18 protein-coding genes are annotated in these 21030 nt (G+C 41.7%); 10 read left to right on the top strand and 8 right to left on the bottom strand.

Features of this window, described 5'->3' with window-relative positions; all coding sequences use genetic code 11:
- Positions 1-118: 118 nt before the first annotated feature.
- Positions 119-1330 carry a response regulator gene (locus B9G53_RS23520; RefSeq protein WP_094535872.1) on the bottom strand — a complete coding sequence of 404 codons (1212 nt, stop codon included), beginning with the start codon at positions 1328-1330 and terminating at the stop codon, positions 119-121.
- A 64-nt stretch (positions 1331-1394) separates the two neighbouring features.
- On the opposite strand from B9G53_RS23520, the gene B9G53_RS23525 reads away from it, so the two are divergent.
- On the top strand, positions 1395-2258 hold the full coding sequence (locus tag B9G53_RS23525; protein ID WP_094535873.1) for an alpha/beta fold hydrolase: 864 nt from the start codon (positions 1395-1397) through the stop codon (positions 2256-2258).
- Positions 2259-2306: 48 nt separating this feature from the next.
- Positions 2307-4610, top strand: coding sequence for an NACHT domain-containing protein (locus tag B9G53_RS23530; RefSeq protein ID WP_094535874.1), 2304 nt, complete (start codon positions 2307-2309; stop codon positions 4608-4610).
- Between the two features lie 56 nt (positions 4611-4666).
- On the opposite strand, the gene gltX is transcribed toward B9G53_RS23530, so the two are convergent.
- On the bottom strand, positions 4667-6103 hold the full coding sequence (gltX, locus tag B9G53_RS23535) for a glutamate--tRNA ligase (RefSeq protein WP_094535875.1): 1437 nt from the start codon (positions 6101-6103) through the stop codon (positions 4667-4669).
- 135 nt (positions 6104-6238) lie between these two features.
- On the opposite strand from gltX, the gene B9G53_RS23540 reads away from it, so the two are divergent.
- Entirely contained in the window at positions 6239-6481 is a 243-nt protein-coding gene (locus B9G53_RS23540) for a hypothetical protein (protein WP_094535876.1), read from the top strand.
- A 41-nt stretch (positions 6482-6522) separates the two neighbouring features.
- On the opposite strand, the gene B9G53_RS23545 is transcribed toward B9G53_RS23540, so the two are convergent.
- On the bottom strand, positions 6523-9009 hold the full coding sequence (locus tag B9G53_RS23545) for a S8 family peptidase (RefSeq protein ID WP_094535877.1): 2487 nt from the start codon (positions 9007-9009) through the stop codon (positions 6523-6525).
- A gap of 6 nt (positions 9010-9015) precedes the next feature.
- A complete protein-coding gene (locus B9G53_RS23550; RefSeq protein WP_094535878.1) occupies positions 9016-10020 on the bottom strand; it encodes an ATP-binding protein in 1005 nt (334 codons plus the stop codon).
- A gap of 164 nt (positions 10021-10184) precedes the next feature.
- Between B9G53_RS23550 and B9G53_RS27675 the strand changes: the two genes are divergently transcribed.
- The 6 genes from B9G53_RS27675 (at position 10185) to B9G53_RS23575 (ending at position 16461) form a co-directional block, all read left to right on the top strand.
- On the top strand, positions 10185-10343 hold the full coding sequence (locus tag B9G53_RS27675) for a hypothetical protein (protein WP_176453335.1): 159 nt from the start codon (positions 10185-10187) through the stop codon (positions 10341-10343).
- Positions 10344-10358: 15 nt separating this feature from the next.
- The gene (locus B9G53_RS23555) at positions 10359-10619 is read left to right on the top strand and encodes a hypothetical protein (RefSeq protein WP_094535879.1); all 261 of its coding nucleotides are present in this window, start codon (positions 10359-10361) and stop codon (positions 10617-10619) included.
- A 13-nt stretch (positions 10620-10632) separates the two neighbouring features.
- Positions 10633-10881, top strand: coding sequence for a type II toxin-antitoxin system Phd/YefM family antitoxin (locus B9G53_RS23560; RefSeq protein WP_094535880.1), 249 nt, complete (start codon positions 10633-10635; stop codon positions 10879-10881).
- 148 nt (positions 10882-11029) lie between these two features.
- The gene (locus B9G53_RS23565; protein WP_254923784.1) at positions 11030-13651 is read left to right on the top strand and encodes a CHAT domain-containing protein; all 2622 of its coding nucleotides are present in this window, start codon (positions 11030-11032) and stop codon (positions 13649-13651) included.
- 360 nt (positions 13652-14011) lie between these two features.
- On the top strand, positions 14012-14761 hold the full coding sequence (locus B9G53_RS23570; protein ID WP_094535881.1) for a DUF928 domain-containing protein: 750 nt from the start codon (positions 14012-14014) through the stop codon (positions 14759-14761).
- Between the two features lie 26 nt (positions 14762-14787).
- Positions 14788-16461 (top strand): ATP-binding protein, encoded by a 1674-nt coding sequence (locus B9G53_RS23575; RefSeq protein ID WP_094535882.1) that lies wholly within the window; start codon positions 14788-14790, stop codon positions 16459-16461.
- A 40-nt stretch (positions 16462-16501) separates the two neighbouring features.
- Here B9G53_RS23575 and B9G53_RS23580 read toward each other — a convergent pair whose 3' ends face one another.
- The 4 genes from B9G53_RS23580 to B9G53_RS23595 all read right to left on the bottom strand — a co-directional run bounded on the left by B9G53_RS23580 (position 16502) and on the right by B9G53_RS23595 (position 19732).
- Entirely contained in the window at positions 16502-17362 is an 861-nt protein-coding gene (locus B9G53_RS23580) for a class I SAM-dependent methyltransferase family protein (RefSeq protein WP_094535883.1), read from the bottom strand.
- A 125-nt stretch (positions 17363-17487) separates the two neighbouring features.
- Positions 17488-18141 carry a 1-acyl-sn-glycerol-3-phosphate acyltransferase gene (locus B9G53_RS23585; RefSeq protein WP_094535884.1) on the bottom strand — a complete coding sequence of 218 codons (654 nt, stop codon included), beginning with the start codon at positions 18139-18141 and terminating at the stop codon, positions 17488-17490.
- Positions 18138-19103, bottom strand: coding sequence for a phosphatidate cytidylyltransferase (locus B9G53_RS23590; RefSeq protein WP_094535885.1), 966 nt, complete (start codon positions 19101-19103; stop codon positions 18138-18140). The genes B9G53_RS23585 and B9G53_RS23590 overlap by 4 nt, the downstream gene beginning before the upstream one ends.
- Positions 19094-19732, bottom strand: coding sequence for a CDP-alcohol phosphatidyltransferase family protein (locus tag B9G53_RS23595; RefSeq protein WP_094535886.1), 639 nt, complete (start codon positions 19730-19732; stop codon positions 19094-19096). Before B9G53_RS23595 ends, B9G53_RS23590 begins: the two co-directional genes overlap by 10 nt.
- A 202-nt stretch (positions 19733-19934) precedes the next feature.
- On the opposite strand from B9G53_RS23595, the gene B9G53_RS23600 reads away from it, so the two are divergent.
- Positions 19935-20963, top strand: coding sequence for a hypothetical protein (locus B9G53_RS23600; protein ID WP_094535887.1), 1029 nt, complete (start codon positions 19935-19937; stop codon positions 20961-20963).
- Positions 20964-21030: the final 67 nt, after the last annotated feature.

Here is a 21030-nt window from a genome sequence, read left to right on the forward strand (position 1 = left end):
CCGATTTTGGTGTTTCCAGCGCCTTCGGCGCTGGAAACACCAAAATCGGTTTCATAATGAGAATTGCTGGTTACTCCACACAAGAGTGGCGGCGCAAAGCGGCGCTGCTCTTGTGTATCTATGATGATGGGGCGATCAAATCTTGCAAAATCGCCCGAACTTGCTCACGAAATTCTTGAATATCATTGGAGGTGCGCGGCTTACTTAAAAACCGACAATTTGCCCATTTGGCGCGAAAGTTGTTGGTAATTGTATTTTCGGAGGTGACTAAAACCAAAGGGATGCTAGCTAATGAAGGTTGCCGACGAATTTGTTTAATTAGTTCAAACCCATTTAAGTTAGGCATATTTATATCCATAAATACAATGTTGGGCTTTTCTGACAAAATTTGCTTAGTTGCGTTGGCGGAGTCACTAACTAGGCTTAATTGATATCCCCAACTTGTAAGTAAATTGCCAAATTGTTTCAGCAACACAGGCGAATCATCCACGATCATCACTTTGGGGCGCGTTTCTACAGCTTCATCAAGAGTTAAACCCTCATGCATATCTGACGTGCTTAATGGTAATGGCAAGATGGCAACGGTGCGATTTTCGGCTAGTTTATCGAGTTTGAGGGCAGTGCGAGTGATATGTTGTTGAAAGCGATCGGCAATTTCACTAATCCGACATTTGCCATTGGTGACTTGGGTAAACAGTGGCACTTGGGCAATGCTACATTCAAGATCTAGTAGTTGTACTGTTTGGTAGGGATGGCGAACATAGGTAAAAGTGCGCCATTGATCAGTAGCTTTGGCGATCGCTTTTTCCAGATCAGGTAATTGCCAGATCGGCAAAACAACTTGGGGATCTAAGGGAAGATGCTTCCATAGTAGAGAGAACTTTTTCTCTAAAGAAATTGCTAAAAGATTTTCTAATAATATTTCTTTAAAAATCAATAGACAATTTTCACGATCTTGGGCATAAATTTTACCTAGGAGGCGGCAAGTTTCAAGACTATTGATCGGTTTGCTTAGTAAAATCTCTTGCGGAATCTGAATTTTTTGGATTTTTAATTTGCGGATTAATGTCGGTAAAAAGTCATTTTTATCTTCGATAAAAGCGATACTTCCACTATGAATAAAAATTTTCCAACTGAGATGAGGTGTTTGAACATTGGCAATCCCTGTATGGGTTTTGAGCAATCGCAACATTCCCATGAGACTGTCATAGGTCAAGTTAGCGATGGCTTCACCAACTGGGATGATATTGATTTGTGGATTGATTGTTTGACTAACGCTTTTATCTATTGGGAGCTTGGAAGCGTCGTTCTCTTGTGAAGTCTGCGTCATTGTCAAGTTAAGGTAAATAAGACTTGATTTATTTCAAATTCAAATAGTTTCAAATGTATTTCTGATGAGTAGCGATCGCCGATTAAAAATTCTATGCTTGCACGGACACCCCGGAAATAGTGAAGCAATGCAGATATTCGCCCAACATTTTCATGATCGAGGTATTAGGGCGATCGCGCCTGATTTGCGTGGTTATGGAAATTGTAAGGCAATTGCGACTTTCACAATGTTAGATCACATACAAGATCTTTGGGATCTTTTGGAAAGTGATCATCAATCAGAATCTAGAGATGTATTAAACGCTCAGCCATCTATGGAATATCTAATTTTGGGATGGTCTTTAGGTGGTATTTTGGCGATAGAGTTAGCGCTTCGGGCGATGGAGTTCCAGAATTCATCTCAAAATAAATTCACTCCCAAAATTGTCGGTTTAGTTTTAATTGCTACTGCTGCCAAGCCCCGCAGCAGCCTACCCAAAATCGCTTGGTGGGAATATGTCAATTTAGTAATCGCCGTTGGTTTGCATTGGATTGTGCCAAAGCGTCGGTGGCATATTGAATGGTTTGGTAAGCGATCGCTGATCAAATATTTGATTCAGCAGCATACGCGAGGAGCCTACGATCAGATTTCTCATACTGGGGCAAAAGCCTATCTCCAAACCTCGCGCCATGCTCAAATAGCCTTAATGCAAGCGCTGCGGCAGGGATATGATCGCACGCAGGATTTATATAAAATTCAAGTTCCTTGTCTAGCGATTGCGGCTGAGCAAGATCGACATATTACGGCTGCATCAACTCTAGAGACAGCAAAACTATTACCTAATTGCGAATTTATTTGCTATCCACATACGGCGCATTTATTGCCTTGGGAAATTGGCGATCGCTTACTAACAGATATTGATACATGGTGCGATCGGCATTTATCATAAGGAAAGTGGCGCAAAGTGCCACTTTCCTTATGATAAGTTGTATCAATTATGTTTCCCCAAAAATTTCTGATGCGAATGGCGCAAAACCATCAGCTTTCTGCCGATCAGGAAAGTGTTTTCCTATTGAGATTTGGGGAAAATCGCGAAGATCGCGAAGTTGCTAGTTTTTTGGGTATTTCTGAAGAAGCCTATCGCAAGCGCATGGGAGAAATTTATCGGAAGTTTGACATCAGTGGTAAGGGACCTGGTAAAAATAATCGCCTCTTGCATATTTTGCAAAATTATCTAGATGCCGAAACCAGTCCACAGAGTGAACAAACTTTATTGCTTGGTAACCAAGCTCCATCTAATCAGGGTGTTGTTTCCTTAGATATTGATATTGAGGAACTGGTGCAGCAACTGCGCTATCGCAGTCGCCAGATTATTCAAGAACGCTGTGCCACCATGCGAGTTTTGGATATGTCGCACCCGATTGATCTGGAAAATATTTATACAGGAACTGATATTCTCGAAAAAATTACTAGTCGGCGGCGTTTAGGAATTGCGGATTTACTAGCTACCTATCATGGACGCGATCGCATTGAAATGGGAGTGATTAATGAAGATCGTGTTTCGAGCATAGAAGCCCTCAATCGTTATCGCAAACTGATGTTGCTAGGCAAACCAGGGGCAGGCAAAACGACGCTGTTAAAATATACCGCCTTGAAATGTTCGCAAGGTGAGATTTTTAGCGATTTAGTGCCGATTTTTGTGACCTTGCGTCAGTATGCAGGCGCTGAAGCTCAGCCACGGTTACTGGATTATATTGCTCAAGACTTTCACGCTTACAATATTGGCGATGAGCTAGCGGTGAAACAACTTTTACAGCAGGGGCGAGCCATTCTATTTTGGGATGGACTGGATGAAGTTCGCGAAGATGATTTGCATCGCGTTCTCGAAGATCTACGGAATTTTTCAGAGCAGTACTATAGCAATCGCTTTGTGATTACGAGTCGATTGGGAGCGCAGGAATATGTATTTGAAAAGTTTACGGAAGTCGAAGTGGCGAACTTCCGACCATTGCAGATTTCTCAGTTTGCTCAGCGTTGGTTTGCTGGTGATTCCCGACATATTGAGCTTTTTTTGCGAAAAGTCGAAGACAATCGTCCTATTCAAGAATTGGCTACTAATCCTTTACTGCTCACACTCTTATGTTTAGTATTTGATGAATTTGGTGATTTCCCCACCAACCGTTCGGAACTCTATCGCGAGGGATTAGATGTATTGCTCAAAAAGTGGGATGCCAAACGCAATATTGAACGACATCAGATTTATAAAAATCTATCGATGCAACGGAAAGAAGATCTTTTGGCGCAGGTTGCTTGTACAACCTTTTATCAAGGAGATTACTTCTTTCGGCAAGTCGATCTGGAACGCTATATCACCGATTACATTCGCAATTTGCCTAAGGCGCATACCGATGAGGAGTCGTTGCAACTGGATAGTGAAGCAATTATCAAAGCGATAGAATCTCAACATGGGTTGTTTGTGGAACGCGCCAAGGGAATTTATTCTTTTTCGCATTTAACTTTTCAGGAATATTTAGCGGCACGGGAGCTTGTTTATAATGGCAATCAAGATACGCTGACTTTGCTAGCGAGTAAAATTACGGATCACCGTTGGCATGACATTTTGCGTCTTGCGGTGGGGATGATGCGATCAGCTGATGACTTATTGCAGTTAATGAAAGACTACTGCGATCGCCTGATAGCGGGAGATCAGCAATTACAAGCTTTGCTGCAATGGGTCAACCAAAAAGCCGAATCCGCTCAAGTCCCCGATCGCATTCAGTCAGTACGCGCTTTCTATTTGACGCTGGGGAGAGCGATCGCTCAGAGTGATCCGATCAATTTGGCAAATGTGCTAGCACGAACTCTGGTACTTGATCTTGATCTTTGTCAAAATCGCAATCTCAATCTTGATCTTGCCTTTGATTTAGCGCGGGCGTTAGAAACTAAAGATGGAGAAGATCTCGGACTTGATCTTGATCTTGATCTTAGTCTGGCTTTGGAGTATGCCCAAGAGATGCCAGAACCTCACTTAGCTACTGCTTTAACCGAGTTGATCGCCACCTGTCCTGACGATGCGGATAGTGATGCTCAATGGCAGCATTGGGCAAGTAATTTACGTCTACAGACCGTCAATCATCGTAACATTGGTCAAAGCTGGGACTTCACCCCCCATCAAATAGAGCATTTACGTCAATACTGTAACGCTAATCGTCTATTAGTCGAATGTCTCGAAAGTGATTGCTATGTCCGTCAACCGATCAGACAAGCGATCGAGCAAAGTTTGCTATTACCCACTACTTAATCATGGCGCAACTCTCCACTAAAAAGCCGCACTTAGTACGGCTTTTAGCGTTGTTCTTATACAGTTAAGGCGCGTTGTAAACGGGGTAAGGCTAAACCTTTACGATGGAGTAGTACAAACGATGGCAAGATCTCTGGCCCATGCAGATCGCCTGTGAGGGCTGCCCGTAGAGACTTCATCACGACTCCTTTCTTGACACCCTGAGACTTAGTGACTGTTTTAATTACTTCGCCAGCACTATCAGCATCTAAATCAGTAGTTTCTTTGAGCGCTTCAATGAGAGCGTTGATAATACCTGCGATCGCATCACCTTGCAGTGTAGCCTTCGCATCATCGGTATAGTCTTCAAACTCAGTGAAGAAGAACTTGCTAATCGTCGCCGCGTCGGTCAAGAGGGTTAAACTTGGTGCGATTAGTTTGGTCAAGTCGAGCAACCATTGGCGATCAACAGATTCCAGATCATAGCCAGCTTCCGTGAGAAATGGAGTTAGGCGATCGCAAACGTCTTCCGTTGGTAAAGAATGCAAATATTGGCTATTAATCCAATTCAGTTTATCCCAATCAAATTTTGCGCCTGCCTTATTGACGCGATCGAAGCTGAAGATTTGGGATGCTTCTTGGAGCGTGAAGAGTTCCTTCCCATCGCTAGGTGACCAACCGAGCAGAGCCATGTAGTTATTGAATGCTTCGGGAATGTAGCCCATATTCCGAAATTCCCAAACGGAAGTTGCGCCATCACGTTTGGAGATTTTTGCGCCTTGCTGATTGAGAATTAGCGGCGTATGTCCAAACTGAGGAGGTGTTGCGCCTAATGCTTCGTAAATGAGAATTTGCTTGGCGGTGTTGGCAATATGGTCTTCTCCACGAATAACTTGGGTGATCTGCATATCGATGTCATCGACAACTACGGCAAAGTTATACAGAGGTAAGCCGATATTGCCCTGCTCATCAACACGGGCGATCACCATATCACCACCAAGATCGCTGCTGCTCCAAGAGACAGTGCCGCGTACAAGGTCATTCCATGCAACTGTGCGTGGTTCCTCAATGATGAAGCGAACTACGGGGCGACGACCTTCAGCTTCAAAGGCTTGGCGTTGCTCATCGGTAAGATTGCGATGGCGATTGTCGTAACGTGGTGCTTGTTTGTGGGCTTTTTGAGCCTCACGCATTGCCTCTAGCTCAGATTCTGTACAGTAGCAAAAGTAGGCTCTTTTCTCGGCTAAAAGTTTATGTACGGTGGCAATATAGCGATCGCTACGTTGTGTTTGAAAAAATGGTCCCTCATCAAAGTCAATCCCCAACCAAGCCAAGCCTTCTAAGATATTTTGGGTGTATTCATCCTTAGATCTTTCGCGATCGGTGTCTTCGACTCTGAGGATAAATGTCCCGCCTTGGTTACGGGCATACAGCCAGTTGAATACGGCGGTGCGGGCTGTGCCGATGTGTAAGTTACCCGTTGGGCTTGGTGCAATACGAACTCGAACAGACATGAATTTGTAATCGTTATAAAATCCAATTATCCTTCATATCACGTTACTGTGTCGAAAAAAGCTGAAAGTGAAGTTTAAACCGAGTTAGCTAAATTTCTTGTAAAATGTTTGCAGTATGTTTTTCGGGTGATTCACATGGAAGCTGTTGCTGAAGATCTCTATACTGTGCAAAAAATTGAGGCGATTTTGAAAAGGCTTTCGCCTGAGAGGTTGCGGGTGGCGGCGGATTTTTTGGCTTATCTTGATGAAAGAGAAAGCAATGATGCAACAGAGGAGTTGTTGAGTATCCCTAATTTTAAGGAAGATTTTCAAGAGGCTATACAGAATATTGAAAGAGGTGATGTTGTAGCTTTTGAAGCTATTCGCCGTAATGGTTGAGACATTTTGTGGTTACAAATTAGCCGTTTAATTTTACAAGTTTAACTTATAGGTATTGCGATAGGTACTTCAATTAAATTTGCTACTGGGGTATAAATATCAACTTCAACCGACGGTACTCGAATTGATACAATTAGAGAATAGCGAACAGAATTCTTCCAACGTTCTTCAGTTTTATTTTCTTTCCACCAGCCCCCCACAGGATAAACTGCGATCGCTCCTCTTTGTGCTAAATCAGCAGCAGATCCATACCAGATATCAGAATGGAGCGAGCCATGATTTCTATTGTTTTGCCCAAGGAACCAAGAGTCACGATCTTTTTGACTTGAAGAAGACCCTCTATTTTCTTCCTCATTTATAGCTGCTTTATTTATTCTTTTCCTAAAATCATTACTACTTTCTAATTGCTTCTTTACTTCAAAGCGTAATCTATGCGAAGCATATTGATGGCGACGACCTCCTCCTCTCTCTCCAGGGTTTGGCTCAATAAAATAGGACAAAGTAACCTTTAGCTCCACATCTACCTCGCCTAACTCTTCTAACTTTGCACTTGGCCAGGGTAACTCGTGAAAATTCATGTGTCTAGTCTTGATCTTCTTATCTTTATCTAAATGGAATGGCTGAAGTGTATCCTCAATAATCAACGTTAAGTCGCTTTTGGTACTTTTTAAAGCACGATTTAGATCAGGAACTCCATAGCCGTAGCGGCGTAGGAAAGGACGCATCTTAGTTTTTTTGTTTTTTACACTTTTGAAAAATGTCTTCATTGCTGGAGTCCATTCAGCAGAATGAACAATCAAAGCGCGTACCGTTTCTGGAAAATAACTAGAATCTTTAGCCATGATTTGTGCCGCCATATAGCTAGCAAGTGCCGTAGCAGAGCTTGTATCTCCCATACGAGCAAATACTCGAAGGTTTGGTCGATGATCTGTGGTGAGTAAAGATAAATCAGCCATATATTCTGCTGGATTTGCTCCATCAGAAGCAAGATTTCCGCCTTCCAAAACAACATCTGGACGAATTGGCGACGATTGTGCAGACCAAGATACTGAAGTACGACTTCTAGGAGAAAGATCGCCTGCTGGAGCGACTGGTTTCCACCCTGCGAAGCTAGGATCATCAATGTTGACTTTTTCAGTATATGCACCTACAACCAGTGAATTCCATGATTGACAAGGATTCTCTATAGGACTTAAATCATTAATATCAAGATAATTAGAAGGCAAAATATCTTCTCGAATGTTGCCAGCTGCAATAATGATTAGCCGTCGAAACTCATCATCGCCAAAGCATAATTTGTCTATAGCGGCAGACCAAGATGAAGGAGATCCTGTATTTGGAGAAAAACCTCCGCTAGTTACAGCCATACAAAATACTCTAAGCCGAGTTGGAGCTTGAATCTCAGGTAAAGCTATAGCTTGTTCTGTAATTGCACCATATAGTTCAGGATCATTTTTTCCTACAGGTGGGAGAATTTTGACTGATTCAAGTCGATGACTAAGTTGAATGGTGGGCAAGGTCTGTAAAGCCTCAGACAAGTCTGAATATAAAGCTAACCCAGCCATTTTAGTCCCGTGACCACATGCGTTATTGTCATTAAAGCCCCAGTTAGGATTATAGGTATGCATATCACTAAGATCTAATGCTGGCGTAATCAGAGGATGAATCTGTGCAACTCCGCTATCCAGAAGACATATAGCAACTGCGTCATCTTCAGGTGGGGATAAACGATTTTCTAAATCTCTACTCCATTCTTCTTGTTCTATAGGTCCCATATCAAGAAAAAATGATGGAGAATCTTTTGCTATACGGAGTTCTGCAACTACATCAGAATTGTTGATTATGAGTGCCATAGACTCTAGGTTAGCTAGTGTCAGTATAACTTCTCTCTCTGGGAAAGAAATGATATGTTGTTTTGTCACTATATCAAGTCTTTCTGCAATGTGCTTAAAAGCTTTATTTTGATCTTTTCGTAGCCATACTTCCCACCATATGATTTGTAAACTTTGAGGGAATAGCGCAATATCGTCTGTAAACAAAGATCGGACTTTTCCAAGTTGAACAGATTCTATGCGAGACACAAGTGGCTCATTCCTGGGCTTTTTCTTATCGGTTTCTTCAGTACGATATTTTTCAACTTTTGACTGAAAATGATCCATAGCTGTTTCTGGCATAAATACCGTTGCATTAAGCATATTTTCTGCTTCAAGAGATTTACGCACTGCAACAAGTTCGATTCCTTTTGCTTTGTCCTCTAAACTTTCAAAAGCATTACTATCAGAATGAATTTGGAACTCCAAATAAAATCCAGGAATACCAACAGCAATTTCTGGATTTCGCAAATCTAAGTTTTGTTTAGCTTCGTTGATTGCTTGATTAAGTGCTTGCTTTAGATAAATTGCATGATCTTCTCTATTACGGACAGGAGGCTTCGATGGTTTTCCACCCCCACCTTTGAACGTATAATCTTCACTTTTTCCATTGCCAGACAAATACAAATGTGGAAGGTTGCGTGGCTGATCAGACATTTTAAACTAGACTCCTTTCGACAACCAGAAGGTTGTATCTTTACGCTCTACAAGAGAAGATATGAGATTATCTTCAGAGATTGTCCTTGTATTAGATAATGATAATACGGATAATTTTGCAGCTTCACCAGTAGCTCTTACAATTTCAGCTTGACTTAATCCTTTGGCTGTACTGACAATATTTGACCAATCTTTCACTTCAATATCAAAAGTAAGTAATTGGAATTTGATAAGTTGTGGAATCATTTCTGGGTCAGGCAGTTTATATTCAAGCACATCATCAAAGCGACGAAAGAGAGCTTTATCTAATAAATCTGGATGGTTAGTTGAAGCTATGATAAGACTTTCACTTTCATCGTTTTCTAGAAACAACAAAAAAGAGTTGAGTACACGTCTAATTTCTCCCACATCGTTAGAACTATTGCGTTGCGATCCAATAGCATCGAATTCATCGAAAAAATAAACCCCGCGAGTCATTACCATTGAATCAAAAATTAATTTTAGCCGTATGGCAGTTTCTCCCATAAATTTTCCAATGAGAGTGTCGTATAAAGCTGTAAATAGAGGTAGTTGGAGTTCTCCAGCTAGAGCTGCTGCGGTCATTGTTTTACCAGATCCTGGCGGTCCCACAAGTAAGATTTTTTTGCGCGGTGTTAAATTATGTGCCTGAAGATGTTTTTGTTGTCTTTGCTCTGTCAAAATTCTCTTCAAGCGAGAGCTAAGTTCAGGAAGAAGAACCATATCAGACAACCTTGTGTCTGGATATCTTGCAGACAATAAATTTGCAAGTTCGCCTTTGGGCTGAACCAGTGGTACAGGTCCAAGCTTTCGTTCAACATTAGAGTTATTGACTTTAGATTGATCAATTAGCTCTCGAATTTCTTGTGCTAGTTTTCCATGTCCAGCCCGTGCTTCATGTGCAGCCATCTGTAGAGCAGCAGAATAAAACTGTTGTTCCTCTCCTTCTATATGACTCTTTAGAAGAGCTATGATGTGCCGCGCAGTAGACATTGCAGTATTTGTGATCTTATGTAATTAAGCAACAGGTTAAGAAACTATAAGGTGGATTTTAGCTTAAAATTGATAGGAAAGAGTTTTAAAGTTAACAAACTTAGTAGTTATGTATGTAAATACAGGAAATTCTACTAACCACACTACCAACTAGAAATTTATCTGTGAGTGACATTGCGATCGCCCTTTATGGCAAAAGTGCTAATGAGGCGATCACGCAACTCTGCCAAAAACTAGCACCAATACAAACACGCCTATTCATAGGAGGACAAAGCACCCAAGAACTCATCACTCAAATCAATGCTTGGCTATCTGAAATGTAAGACAGGAGAAATAAAATGAATACCAAAGAAGCGATCGCCCCAATTACCACATTACCCAAAAATCTTCCCCTTGATGGCGCGATCGCTATAACACTACAAGACGGAATAATGATCTTTCGTTCATCGCAAAAGATCCAACAACGCATTGAGAACTTACTCGACAAACGCGAAGAAACCCCACTCACTGAAACGGAAGAACAAGAACTAGATGATTTTGCCGCGATCGATGACTATCTCAGCTTTGTCAATCGCATCATATACAATCAAATCAATTAAATAGAGGAACAACATGGACTACTTACTACTTCAAGAAGCAACGGCAAACTTTAATAACTTGATTAATCAAGTCAGCACAAACCATAAGCCCGTCCTGATTAAAGGCTCAGAAAATGACGTAGTTGTGATTTCCAAAGAAGACTGGACAGCGATCAAAGAGACTATCTATCTTAACTCCATAAATGGATATATCGACTCACTCAAAGAGGTCATGACCAGCCCTAGAAGTGAATGGGTAAATGCTCAAGACCTAGGATTGTAAAATATTTTCTACTGTAAAGAAGACGAAGCCTATAGCCACGTTATCGCCCCGTAATTGACGTTCTATTAGAGTTTGTCGTGAATCTAGCAAATATCTGATTAGCATAAAATCTCAAATAAATCTAAATTAAAGATCACAGGAAAAATCAATGTTCTTTTGGCAGTTTATTTTAAATCTAAAGTCCAAAAGCTCTAAATTGCTAAGCTCCATAATTATTGGCACTTGTACAGCCATACTGACAATGCTATTAGGATGGAATCCTCAACCTAGTATTGCCAATAACCTATCGAAAGTCTCGACAGCCTCAACAGATGTAGTTCTTACTCAATCTTTACCCAATAGTCCTTCAACTCTTTTCCAGAATGGTAAACAGCTTTATCACTCAGGACAATATGCTAAGGCGATCGCCAGTTGGCGACAAGCCTCAGATATTTACGCAAAGCAAGGCGATCGCCTCAATCAGGCCGTTGTGCTTAATAATCTTGCCTTAGCAAATCGACAACTTGGGCAATGGCAAGATGCAGATCGGGCGATCGCCTTGAGTTTAGAAATTCTACAATCCGAGCCACAACAGGAAAAATTACTAGCTCAGGCTCTGAATATTCAAGGCAGCATTCAACTCGCTCAAGGTAAAGCTCAAGAAGCATTAAAAATGTGGCAAAGAGCTACAGCAAGTTATGAGAAGGCTGGGGACAAAGACGGAGCCTTGCGTAGCAAGATTAATCAGAGTCAAGCCTTGCGATCGCTAGGTTTATATCCCAAAGCCAAAGCCCTGCTTCAGCAAGTCCAAATAGAACTCAAGGAACAGCCTGACTCTTCCCTCAAGGCGGCTAGTTTGCTCAATCTCGGTGACACCTTGCAACGAAGCGGCGAACTTGAAGATTCCAAGGTTGTATTGCAAGAAAGTCTAGCGATCGCCAAGCAACTCAACGATACTGCAATCATTGCGAATACACTTCTGAGTTTAGGAAATACTACCTATCGATTGCAACAACCTGCTGAAGCGATCGGATACTATCAACAAGCAGTTAATGTGGCTACCGCTCCGATCCTAAAACTCCAAGCACAGCTCAACCTATTGCGCCTCCAAATAGATACGCAACAGCCTGAATCAGCGCGATTATTATTAACAGCTATCCAAACCCAACTGCCTAATCTCCCACCCAGTCGAGACTCAGTTTATGCCAAGGTAAATTTTGTCCAAAGTCTCGCTAAACTTAATCCCACATCAAGTAATCGTCAAGCCGCCGCCCAACTTCTCTCCATAGCCGCCCAACAAGCAAAAGATATGGGAGATCCCAGAGCCGAGTCCTATGCGATCGGTTATCTGGGCGAAATCTACGAACAAAATCAGCAATTCTCAGAAGCCCAAAATCTAACCGAAAAGGCGCTCATCCTAGCCCAAACCAATAACGCTTCAGACATTGCCTATCGCTGGCAGTGGCAACTCGGACGAGTTCTCAAGGCTAAAGGCGCAAATCCCCAAGCGATCGCCGCCTATAGCGAAGCAGTCAATACCCTTGCTTCAATCCGTGGCGATCTCGTATCTAGTAATGCCGATATCCAGTTTTCCTTCCGCGATAGTGTTGAGCCTGTTTACCGTCAGCTTGTAGCCCTGCTGCTGATGCATGAGGATGGCAAACCAGTTAGCCAAGAAAATCTTAAAGCTGCGCGGACAGTCATCGAATCTCTACAGGTAGCGGAACTAGATAACTTCTTTAAAGAAGCTTGTCTTACGAGTCTTACTACCCAAGTTGATGAAGTTGATCCGCAAGCAGCAGTCATCTATCCAATCGTTTTACCTGATTGCTTAGAAGTTGTTATTTCCCTTCCAGATCGTTCCTTACAGCACTATAGTCGCAAAATCTCTCAAGCCGAACTAGAAAATCTCTTGAGAGAATTGAGGCGATCGCTGCGGCGTACATCTCTGGAGACAGAAATTCAAGAAATCTCACAGAAAATCTACAATCTATTAATTGGCAAAGAAATAGAATCTATACTAGTCGCTAATCAAATCAAAACCCTAGCCTTCGTTCTAGATGGTTCTCTAAGAAACTTGCCGATGGCAGTCCTCTATGATGGACAACATTACTTGATGGAAAAATATAATCTAGCGATCGCGCCTGGATTACAACTCATTGATCCTCAACCACTCAAGCACCAACAACTCACAGTATTTATCGGAGGCGTAAGTAAGGAAACACAGGATTTTACGGCTCTGCCAAATGTCGAAAGAGAGATTCAGAAAATTGCTACCCTTGTGTCAACTCAATTGCCATTACTTAATGAAACGTTTATTAGCGAATCTATTCAAAAACAAATTAGTAAAACTCCCTTTAGAGTTGTTCACTTAGCTACCCATGGAGAATTCAGTTCTAATGCTGAAAAAACCTTTGTTTTGACTTGGAATAGTCGTCTTGGGATCAGACAGCTAGGAGATTTACTCCAAACGAGAAATCAAGACAGTAGAACTCCCATAGAGTTATTAGTACTTAGTGCTTGCAAAACTGCCAAAGGTGATAATCGCGCTGCATTAGGATTAGCAGGTATGGCTGTGCGATCGGGCGCGAGGAGTACGATCGCGAGTTTGTGGTCAGTCGAGGATAGTGCTACAGCTACATTAATGGAAAATTTGTATCAAGAATTAGCAACTCTTGGCACAACTAAAGCTGATGCTCTCCGCAAGGCTCAAATTAGTCTTTTAAAAAAGCCCCAATTTACTCACCCTTTTTACTGGGCTCCATTTGTTTTAGTTGGGAATTGGCTGTAAAGAAAATAAGAGGACGCTTTGCGTCCTCTTATTTTCTATTGTTTTAAATGTGAAGGAAAGTACCATTCAGTTGCGTTCTTCCGCAAACTATTTCGGATTGTTATATACTATTTAATATAGCTGTTGCCATAGAATTCAAAATGTAGAATCTAAAAGGAAAACACTTCACTTAAGTATAATCTTTAACTTTTGAAGTTCGGTTAGTCCTAATAGTATTGGCGGTAGCTATAAGTGCAGAAAAAGGCTAGCATATTATTTGATTTTCATTGATTATTTGGATTTAACTATCACTAATTTTGCACATTTTTTGCACATGATCAACACAGTCTCTGATCGTTTACTGCTTCTAGGAATAAGGCTATGTTCTCCAAATATTCTTATCGATACTTTACCTTCTTGGCGATCGCTACAATCTGTGAAATAGGCATATTTTCTGCTTTTTTATCAGGTGCTAGCGCTCAGACATTTGAGCCACCTACTAGTAATCCTGCGCCCACATCGACTATCGGCGGAGGCAGAAGAGGTAGTGATGGACAATGCCTAAAGGATCGAACTATACAACCTAGAAATGACAAAAATAAAAAGTTGTTAGAACAACAACTTATTCCCTTGTTACCGCCAAACAAGTTTGGGCTTACAGTTTCGTCTAATCCTACGTTTTTTGCCTATGTGCCTAAAACTTCAGCGATCGCTGTAGAGTTTACCCTTGAGAATCATCAAGGCAAGGGTATCGCTCGCAAAAGACTTTCTCTGACAAGTACTCCCCAAATTGTCAATGTCCAATTTGAGAAAACACCCCTAGAAATTGGGAAAGATTACAAATGGTTGATTTCCGTAGTATGTGAAACTGGTGATCCTGAGGATGCCTTCTCAGAAGGAATTATTCGTCGCATCCAACCAGAAACAACTTTGCTCAGGAAATTGGAAAAAGCTTCAGCGCTCGAGCGAGTAAATATATATGCAAAATTTGGGATTTGGCATGAAGCGATCGCGGACTTAGCAAATTTGCGTTTATCTCAACCCAATAACACCGATTTAAAAGCTAGCTGGCAGACTTTACTTAAGTCTTCTAGCCTAGAACCTATCGCAAATGTATCTCTCAAGAACTAAGCTAAATTATTCATGCAGAGAGAAAAATGTCTACAGATTCCGATGAGCTAATTTTCATAGAAGAAGATAGAGAGTTACCTAGTTTAAATGAAGATTTAAATAAAGAGCAAAAAGGTTCTTCTATTCCAGAGAATCAGCACCATGAATCTCTTGGTAGTCATCAAGTTACGTCATTGCATAATAGACCAACATGGAAAGTCTTGATATGCGATGACGATTTCTCTGTTCATGCAGTTACCAAATTTGCTCTAGAGGGATTTAAGTTTGCAGGTAAAGAATTAGAGATAATTTCGGCGTTTTCTGGTGCTGAAGGCATCAAAATTGTTGAACAGAATCCTGACATCGCCATTATCCTGCAAGATGTGATCATGGAAACCAATGATGCAGGTTTACAGGCTGTTAAATATATTCGTGAAGTTCTCAAAAATGAATTAGTAAGAATTATTCTTCGTACAGGACAACCAGCAGACTTTCCTGAATCTTCGGTGATTTTGAACTATGACATTAATGACTACCGATCAAAAACAGAATTAACTGAACAGAAGTTATTTACAACTCTCGTTTCCAGCCTGAGGGCTTATAGCATGATGATTAGTCTTGCGGAAAGCCGTCAAAACTTAGCTATGCTAAATACGCAACTCCAAGAATTTAATCAGAATTTAGAGAAAATTGTACAAGAGCGTACTAATGAGCTGGAAATTGCCAAAGAAGCCGCAGATAGCGCCAATAAAGCAAAAAGTCAGTTTCTTGCGAATATGAGTCATGAATTGAGAACCCCTCTCAATGGAATTCTCGGTTATGCTCAAGTTCTCAAGTTAAGTAAAGACCCGCTCATGTATCAAAATGGATTAGATGTGATCCAACGTAGCGGAGAGCATTTGCTAACATTAATTAATGATATTCTCGATCTTTCTAAAATTGAAGCAGATAAATTAGAGCTTTATTATGATCTGTTTAATTTGGATGAGTTTCTTAATAGGCTAATCGATATATTTCGAGTGCAGGCTAGTAGTCAAGATATAGAAATAATCTATCAGACTATTGGTCAAATCCCTAAATTAGTTTATGGTGATGCCAAGCGACTCCGCCAAATTTTATTTAATCTAGTGGGTAATGCCATTAAGTTTACGAATAAAGGGATAGTGACTTTGCTCGTTCAAAGTTCTACTAACAACAAAATTCGTTTTGATGTAATTGATAGTGGTGTAGGCATTGCACCAGAGGATTTACTTAAGATATTTCAATCCTTTGAGCAAGTCGGCAACCATGCAAAAAGGCAATCAGGAACAGGTTTAGGCTTGCCGATTAGTAAGCGGCTTGTGGAGATGATGGGAGGAGAACTAAATGTAACCAGTACATTAGGAAAGGGTAGTAATTTTTGGTTGGAAATTGATTTGCCTGCCTATGCAAAGTCAGAGCAACCTATTGCGGGGCAAAGTCATCAAGATTCTGCTAATTCGGCGATCGCATCCCATTGTTCTTCAGAAAATGCCAAAATCCTATTGCCTGATCGAAAAGTAATCCTAGAGTTAATGGAACTAGCAGAAATGGGTGACATAAGATCTTTACATGAACGTGTTAAACATTTAGAAAAGTCTGATGCTAAATTACAAGTTTTCACAGGGGAACTTATGGTTCTCATCAAAAGTTTGCAAATTCATAAGATTTTAAATTACCTAAAAGCACTAATGGAAGCATAAGCAATTCTTGCGGCACTTTGTGCCGCAAGAATTGCTTATGCTATAGCTTTTCAGCCGTCACAACTCCAAAAATCCCATTGGGTTCCATTTGTACCTGAAAGTTTTGAAAACCAGCCGCTTCAGCCCATTGGTGGATCAGTTCCCAAGAGCGTACCCGCATCACCCAAGGAAGTCCCGTATGCGCTGGCAAGGTGCGAGCGATCATTTCTAGTTGGGGATGCTGCGGCTGAATCGTGAAAATCAATGTGCCTGATTTATCAAGAATCCGATAAAGTTGCTGAAAGTGATGCTTGATCAGGTGATCATTGGGCAAGATCTCATGTAATCCCGAAACTATGACTACATTCGGCTTGGGCTGTACCCGATCAAGATCTTGATCATTAAAAGCATCGGCTTGTTCGATCTGGGCTGTAACTCCAAATTGTGTTGCCAACTGACTTGCCTTAGTGACATTTTCTAGTTTGTAATCGCGCAGAGTTGCCGCGATCGCCCCTGCCTCAAATTCCTGTAAAACCTCTAAATCGTAGCGTCCACCACCACAAGCAACATCCAACAAATGACAAGGGACATCTTGTTGTTGATAGAACTGCAATACTCGGCGGAGGGTGGTTTTCATTAGTAGCGATCGCTCTCTAATGCCGCACCATCCCTGAGAGTTAATGTAGAACCAATCGATGAGCATTCCTAGAGGCGTAATTCCACTTGGTTTATTCTTGTAGACGTACTCCAGCATTACACCTGAATCGAAACCATACTGAAAGCCAATCTGAATTCCTTTTGATAGTTTGCCAATCGTTTTGAGAGAAAGATTCATCAATCCGTAGTACCAAGCTTTAGGATTCCAGATTGGTAGAGGACGAAGAAGTTGCTCGTAAGTGGGGGCTGATTTTTGTAGTAACATTTTGAACTCCTGAAAAAAAGGGGAAAGGGTAAAAAGGAAAAAATTGTTTTTTGGGTTAGTGTGTTTGGATTTAGCATGACTTACGCAGAAACGACTTGAAACTCGCATTTTACCGTAGGGGCAATTCATGAATTGCCCCTACTTTCTTCTGATAATTTCTGGATACGCTCTGTCAGTTGTTGGAGAAAGACTTGCTTCTGTCCATTCCAGTAAAGTGATTCACCGATACAGATCCAACATAGTAAGGGAACAGGTAGGAAGTCACCTTTGGGAAGTGATTTGCCAAGCCCATGTAGAAAAATGGGAATGATCGGCACGTCAGGATGTTGTTTAGCTAGATGGGCGATACCACTTCTAAACTCACCAAGACTTTCAGGTGTGCCTCTAGTGCCTTCAGGATAGAGAATCAGGATCTGATTTTGTGCGATCGCTTCAGCACAGTGTTTAAAGAAGTTGCGATGATGCGAACCATTTTCGCGGCAGTTACCTGCATCAGTCGAAACAGGAATAATATTCAGGATGTAACGCGCAAACCACGCTAAACAGGGATTTTGTTGCAGGAAATACTGCTCGTTTGCTATGGGGCGGAGGTGCTGCACCTTTGATAATGGGAATAGTGATAAGAGAACAAGGGTGTCTAGATGACTATTATGGTTAGCGACCAGAATCGCCGCTCCTGATGTGGGTAATCTCTCTCGATGTTGGATGCGTAGTCCCAAAAGAACTAAGACGATGATTTTTGTGGTCAGAAAGAAAATGATCCTCAGAATTCGCTTCATAGCAATTGTCCTTGATAGTAGAAATAAACGGTGAAGTGGAAAAAGAGAGGAGCAGTATAGGTCAAGCTATCAATGCGATCCAAAATGCCGCCATGTCCAGGGAGAATTGTGCCGCTATCCTTGATGCCTAAATCTCGCTTCACCGCCGAAATATTCACATCACCGATAAATCCTGTCAGGCTAAGGAGTAACCCTAAACAAGCGGAATGGATTAAATCAAAGGGAGTTAGCCAAGGAGCTAAGGCGATCGCTAGTCCTGTGGTTGTTAAAACTCCGCCGAGCAAACCTTCAACGGTTTTATTAGGGCTGACCTTGGGAATAATTTTGTGACGACCGAATAGTTTGCCAAAGATGTATTGAGAAATGTCATTGATTTCAGTCAGCAGCAATAGATAGACTAATAAACCTGTACCGCCTGCGATTGGATTCCCACTAAGTGGCAGCATGATTAGATATGAGAGATGGCTAATTGTGTAGACATTCAGCATCAGTCCCCAGTGGAGCGTACCGATCGCATTTAAAAAGCCCTCAGTTTCACCATTAAGCAACATTCGCATCGGCAGGAGTAGAAACATATAGAGGGGAATGAAGATCAAAAACATGCCATACCAACCGATATAAATCCAGAAATATTGGAGGACTATGGCAAGATAAGCCCAGAGTAAAACGCGGCGATCGCTAAAGCGGGTAGGGATTAGAGAAAGATATTCACGAAGGGCAATAAAACTGAGAACCATGAAAAAGACAATGGGAACAGGGTGCTTCAGCAAGATAGCAAGGCTGAAAATTGTGACCATCACCCACCATGATTTGATGCGGGCTTTCAGTTCGCTATAGTCTGTATCCCAATGACTCAAGGCTAAACCGAAAGTAATCATTGTGGCGATCGCTAGTAGTCCAAAAATTCCCGCAAGCGTATATAGCACTGGTGTCGCGATGTTTATTCCCATATTTATTTCCATGGTTCGACCTCCTGTAGCATTCCTTGAATGCGATTAGTAATTGTCCAAATCTGAAGCAAGATAACTCCCACCAAAAGAAACGTTAGCCATTGAGTAGGCTCAATTCCAAAACCTAATATCAAGCCAATTACACCGAAAACTAGGGCGCGATCGCTTTTGCCCATTGGTCCTTCGTAGTGACGTTTATGGTCAATTTCATAGCCCAAGACCCCGACCATTTCCGAGGCGATCGCTAAAATCACAATCCCGACAATCAAGGGAGCAGAAACACCTGCAACTAGGGCAAATGGCAAGTAGAGAAAAACATCGGATAAGACATCTCCCATTTCATTAAGAATGCATCCCAAGGCTGATTTCTGATCATGTTCGCGGGCAAGCATTCCATCAATCGCATTAAGACCCATGCGGACTAATAAGGCGATCGGTAAAGAGAATAGAACCTGTTGAGTTGTGGGTAGGAAGGAACTAGCAAATTGTGTACTTTGGACAAGTGCTAGTCCTGTCCCCCCCGACAACAAAATCGCGGATATTGTTACTTGATTTGGGGAAATTTGCCATGTTGCCAATTGTTGGACTAATGGACGGAGTAGATTTTGAAATGCTGATTTGCATTGATAGACGGAAATCATGGGCTGCTCCGAAAACTCATAAGCTCATCATGCCGTCTGTACCTATGTAATGAGAATGACTTGACCGAGTAAGCAGCGATCGCCACGAAGATTAAAGAAGTAGATCGAAGTAGGGCGAAGTTTTTTGAAAAAATCTTGCTATATTTAGAAAAAACAGACAAAAGCCTCATAGCGCTTTGCGCTGTCCTCATTGGTAGCTCATATGTCCATATCTTCCACAATCCGCCCTGAAGCCCTTGATCAATGGCTTCCCAAAACTATCCAGCAGCGTTATGTGACTGAGCTACTGCGCCGAATTGGGATGACAAGGCGTAGAGCCGAGTGTTTTGTACGCCTAGCGCTTTATTTGTTTTTAAAAGATTGCCAATCTCAAAAAGCCCTCCCAAAACCACCGCTTCTAGAACTATCATTTCCACAAGGATGGGTGGAATGTAGTTGTCTAGAAGCTTCAGATGTGTTTTATAGCGATAAAGATCGTGGTGGCGATCGCTCAGCAGGGATGATGCTTAATAAGTTGGTCGATCTAGGGTTAATCCAAAAACAATTTGATGGCAACTGTACCCAAATCAAAATTCAACCTCTGCCAGAGTTGCTCAAAGGTGATAGTTCGGAGAGTAAGGTTGATTTTGCGATCGATGCCTTTGATCCTCGTAGTGATGCGATTCCGATCGCTAATTTATTAGCTAGCAACTACAACTGGCTCAATCGCAATCATGATGCGGTTACCTATCGCATTGCCAATATTCTGCGCGATTGGGCTAGTCAATATGCAACAGGCTTGCGGGTATTACGTCGCGCCGACAATCATAATCCCGTTGGGTTTTATGCTTTCTATCCCACCAAACGCGAATCCGAAATTAAATTTTTTGAGCCTCCCAGTCGAGGGCTGCACCTGAGTCAAGTAGCGGAAGTTGATCCGTTTCAAATGGCTTTGGCTGGGGATGAAACTTGTCGATCTGTTTTTGTGCGAAGTTGGGTAATTGATAGTGAATATCGCCAAGCCTCTCAGCCCAGTCTCTTGCTAGACTCGCAACAAACTCTCCAGAGACTACAACAGGATTTTCCAAACCTATGGGATATGTACACATTAATCATCCATCCTGATTATGCAGCATTAGCAGGAGCATTAGGATTTCAGAAGACTAATGCTGATCCTAAAATGCCTCTATATTGGATGTATCAAGCAGTAGATCGATTCCTTAAACTTGATATGCAAAACTTAAATAAGTAAGGATAGGCGGCACTTTGTGCCGCCTATCCTTACTTATTTAAAACTACAAAAACTTGTGATGTAGAGA

The organism is Pseudanabaena sp. SR411, assembly GCF_002251945.1.
In the GTDB taxonomy this organism is placed as follows: Bacteria; Cyanobacteriota; Cyanobacteriia; order Pseudanabaenales; family Pseudanabaenaceae; genus Pseudanabaena.

Bases quoted from the DNA above. Each gene is read 5' to 3' on its own strand.
- B9G53_RS23520 (WP_094535872.1), bottom strand. From the start codon at position 1,330: ATGACGCAGACTTCACAAGAGAACGACGCTTCCAAGCTCCCAATAGAT.
- B9G53_RS23545 (WP_094535877.1), bottom strand. From the start codon at position 9,009: ATGTCTGATCAGCCACGCAACCTTCCACATTTGTATTTGTCTGGCAAT.
- B9G53_RS23560 (WP_094535880.1), top strand. From the start codon at position 10,633: ATGGACTACTTACTACTTCAAGAAGCAACGGCAAACTTTAATAACTTG.
- B9G53_RS23525 (WP_094535873.1), top strand. From the start codon at position 1,395: ATGAGTAGCGATCGCCGATTAAAAATTCTATGCTTGCACGGACACCCC.
- gltX (WP_094535875.1), bottom strand. From the start codon at position 6,103: ATGTCTGTTCGAGTTCGTATTGCACCAAGCCCAACGGGTAACTTACAC.
- B9G53_RS23565 (WP_254923784.1), top strand. From the start codon at position 11,030: ATGTTCTTTTGGCAGTTTATTTTAAATCTAAAGTCCAAAAGCTCTAAA.
- B9G53_RS23570 (WP_094535881.1), top strand. From the start codon at position 14,012: ATGTTCTCCAAATATTCTTATCGATACTTTACCTTCTTGGCGATCGCT.
- B9G53_RS23540 (WP_094535876.1), top strand. From the start codon at position 6,239: ATGGAAGCTGTTGCTGAAGATCTCTATACTGTGCAAAAAATTGAGGCG.
- B9G53_RS23555 (WP_094535879.1), top strand. From the start codon at position 10,359: ATGAATACCAAAGAAGCGATCGCCCCAATTACCACATTACCCAAAAAT.
- B9G53_RS23590 (WP_094535885.1), bottom strand. From the start codon at position 19,103: ATGGAAATAAATATGGGAATAAACATCGCGACACCAGTGCTATATACG.
- B9G53_RS23575 (WP_094535882.1), top strand. From the start codon at position 14,788: ATGTCTACAGATTCCGATGAGCTAATTTTCATAGAAGAAGATAGAGAG.
- B9G53_RS23550 (WP_094535878.1), bottom strand. From the start codon at position 10,020: ATGTCTACTGCGCGGCACATCATAGCTCTTCTAAAGAGTCATATAGAA.
- B9G53_RS23530 (WP_094535874.1), top strand. From the start codon at position 2,307: ATGTTTCCCCAAAAATTTCTGATGCGAATGGCGCAAAACCATCAGCTT.
- B9G53_RS23580 (WP_094535883.1), bottom strand. From the start codon at position 17,362: ATGTTACTACAAAAATCAGCCCCCACTTACGAGCAACTTCTTCGTCCT.
- B9G53_RS23600 (WP_094535887.1), top strand. From the start codon at position 19,935: ATGTCCATATCTTCCACAATCCGCCCTGAAGCCCTTGATCAATGGCTT.
- B9G53_RS23585 (WP_094535884.1), bottom strand. From the start codon at position 18,141: ATGAAGCGAATTCTGAGGATCATTTTCTTTCTGACCACAAAAATCATC.
- B9G53_RS23595 (WP_094535886.1), bottom strand. From the start codon at position 19,732: ATGATTTCCGTCTATCAATGCAAATCAGCATTTCAAAATCTACTCCGT.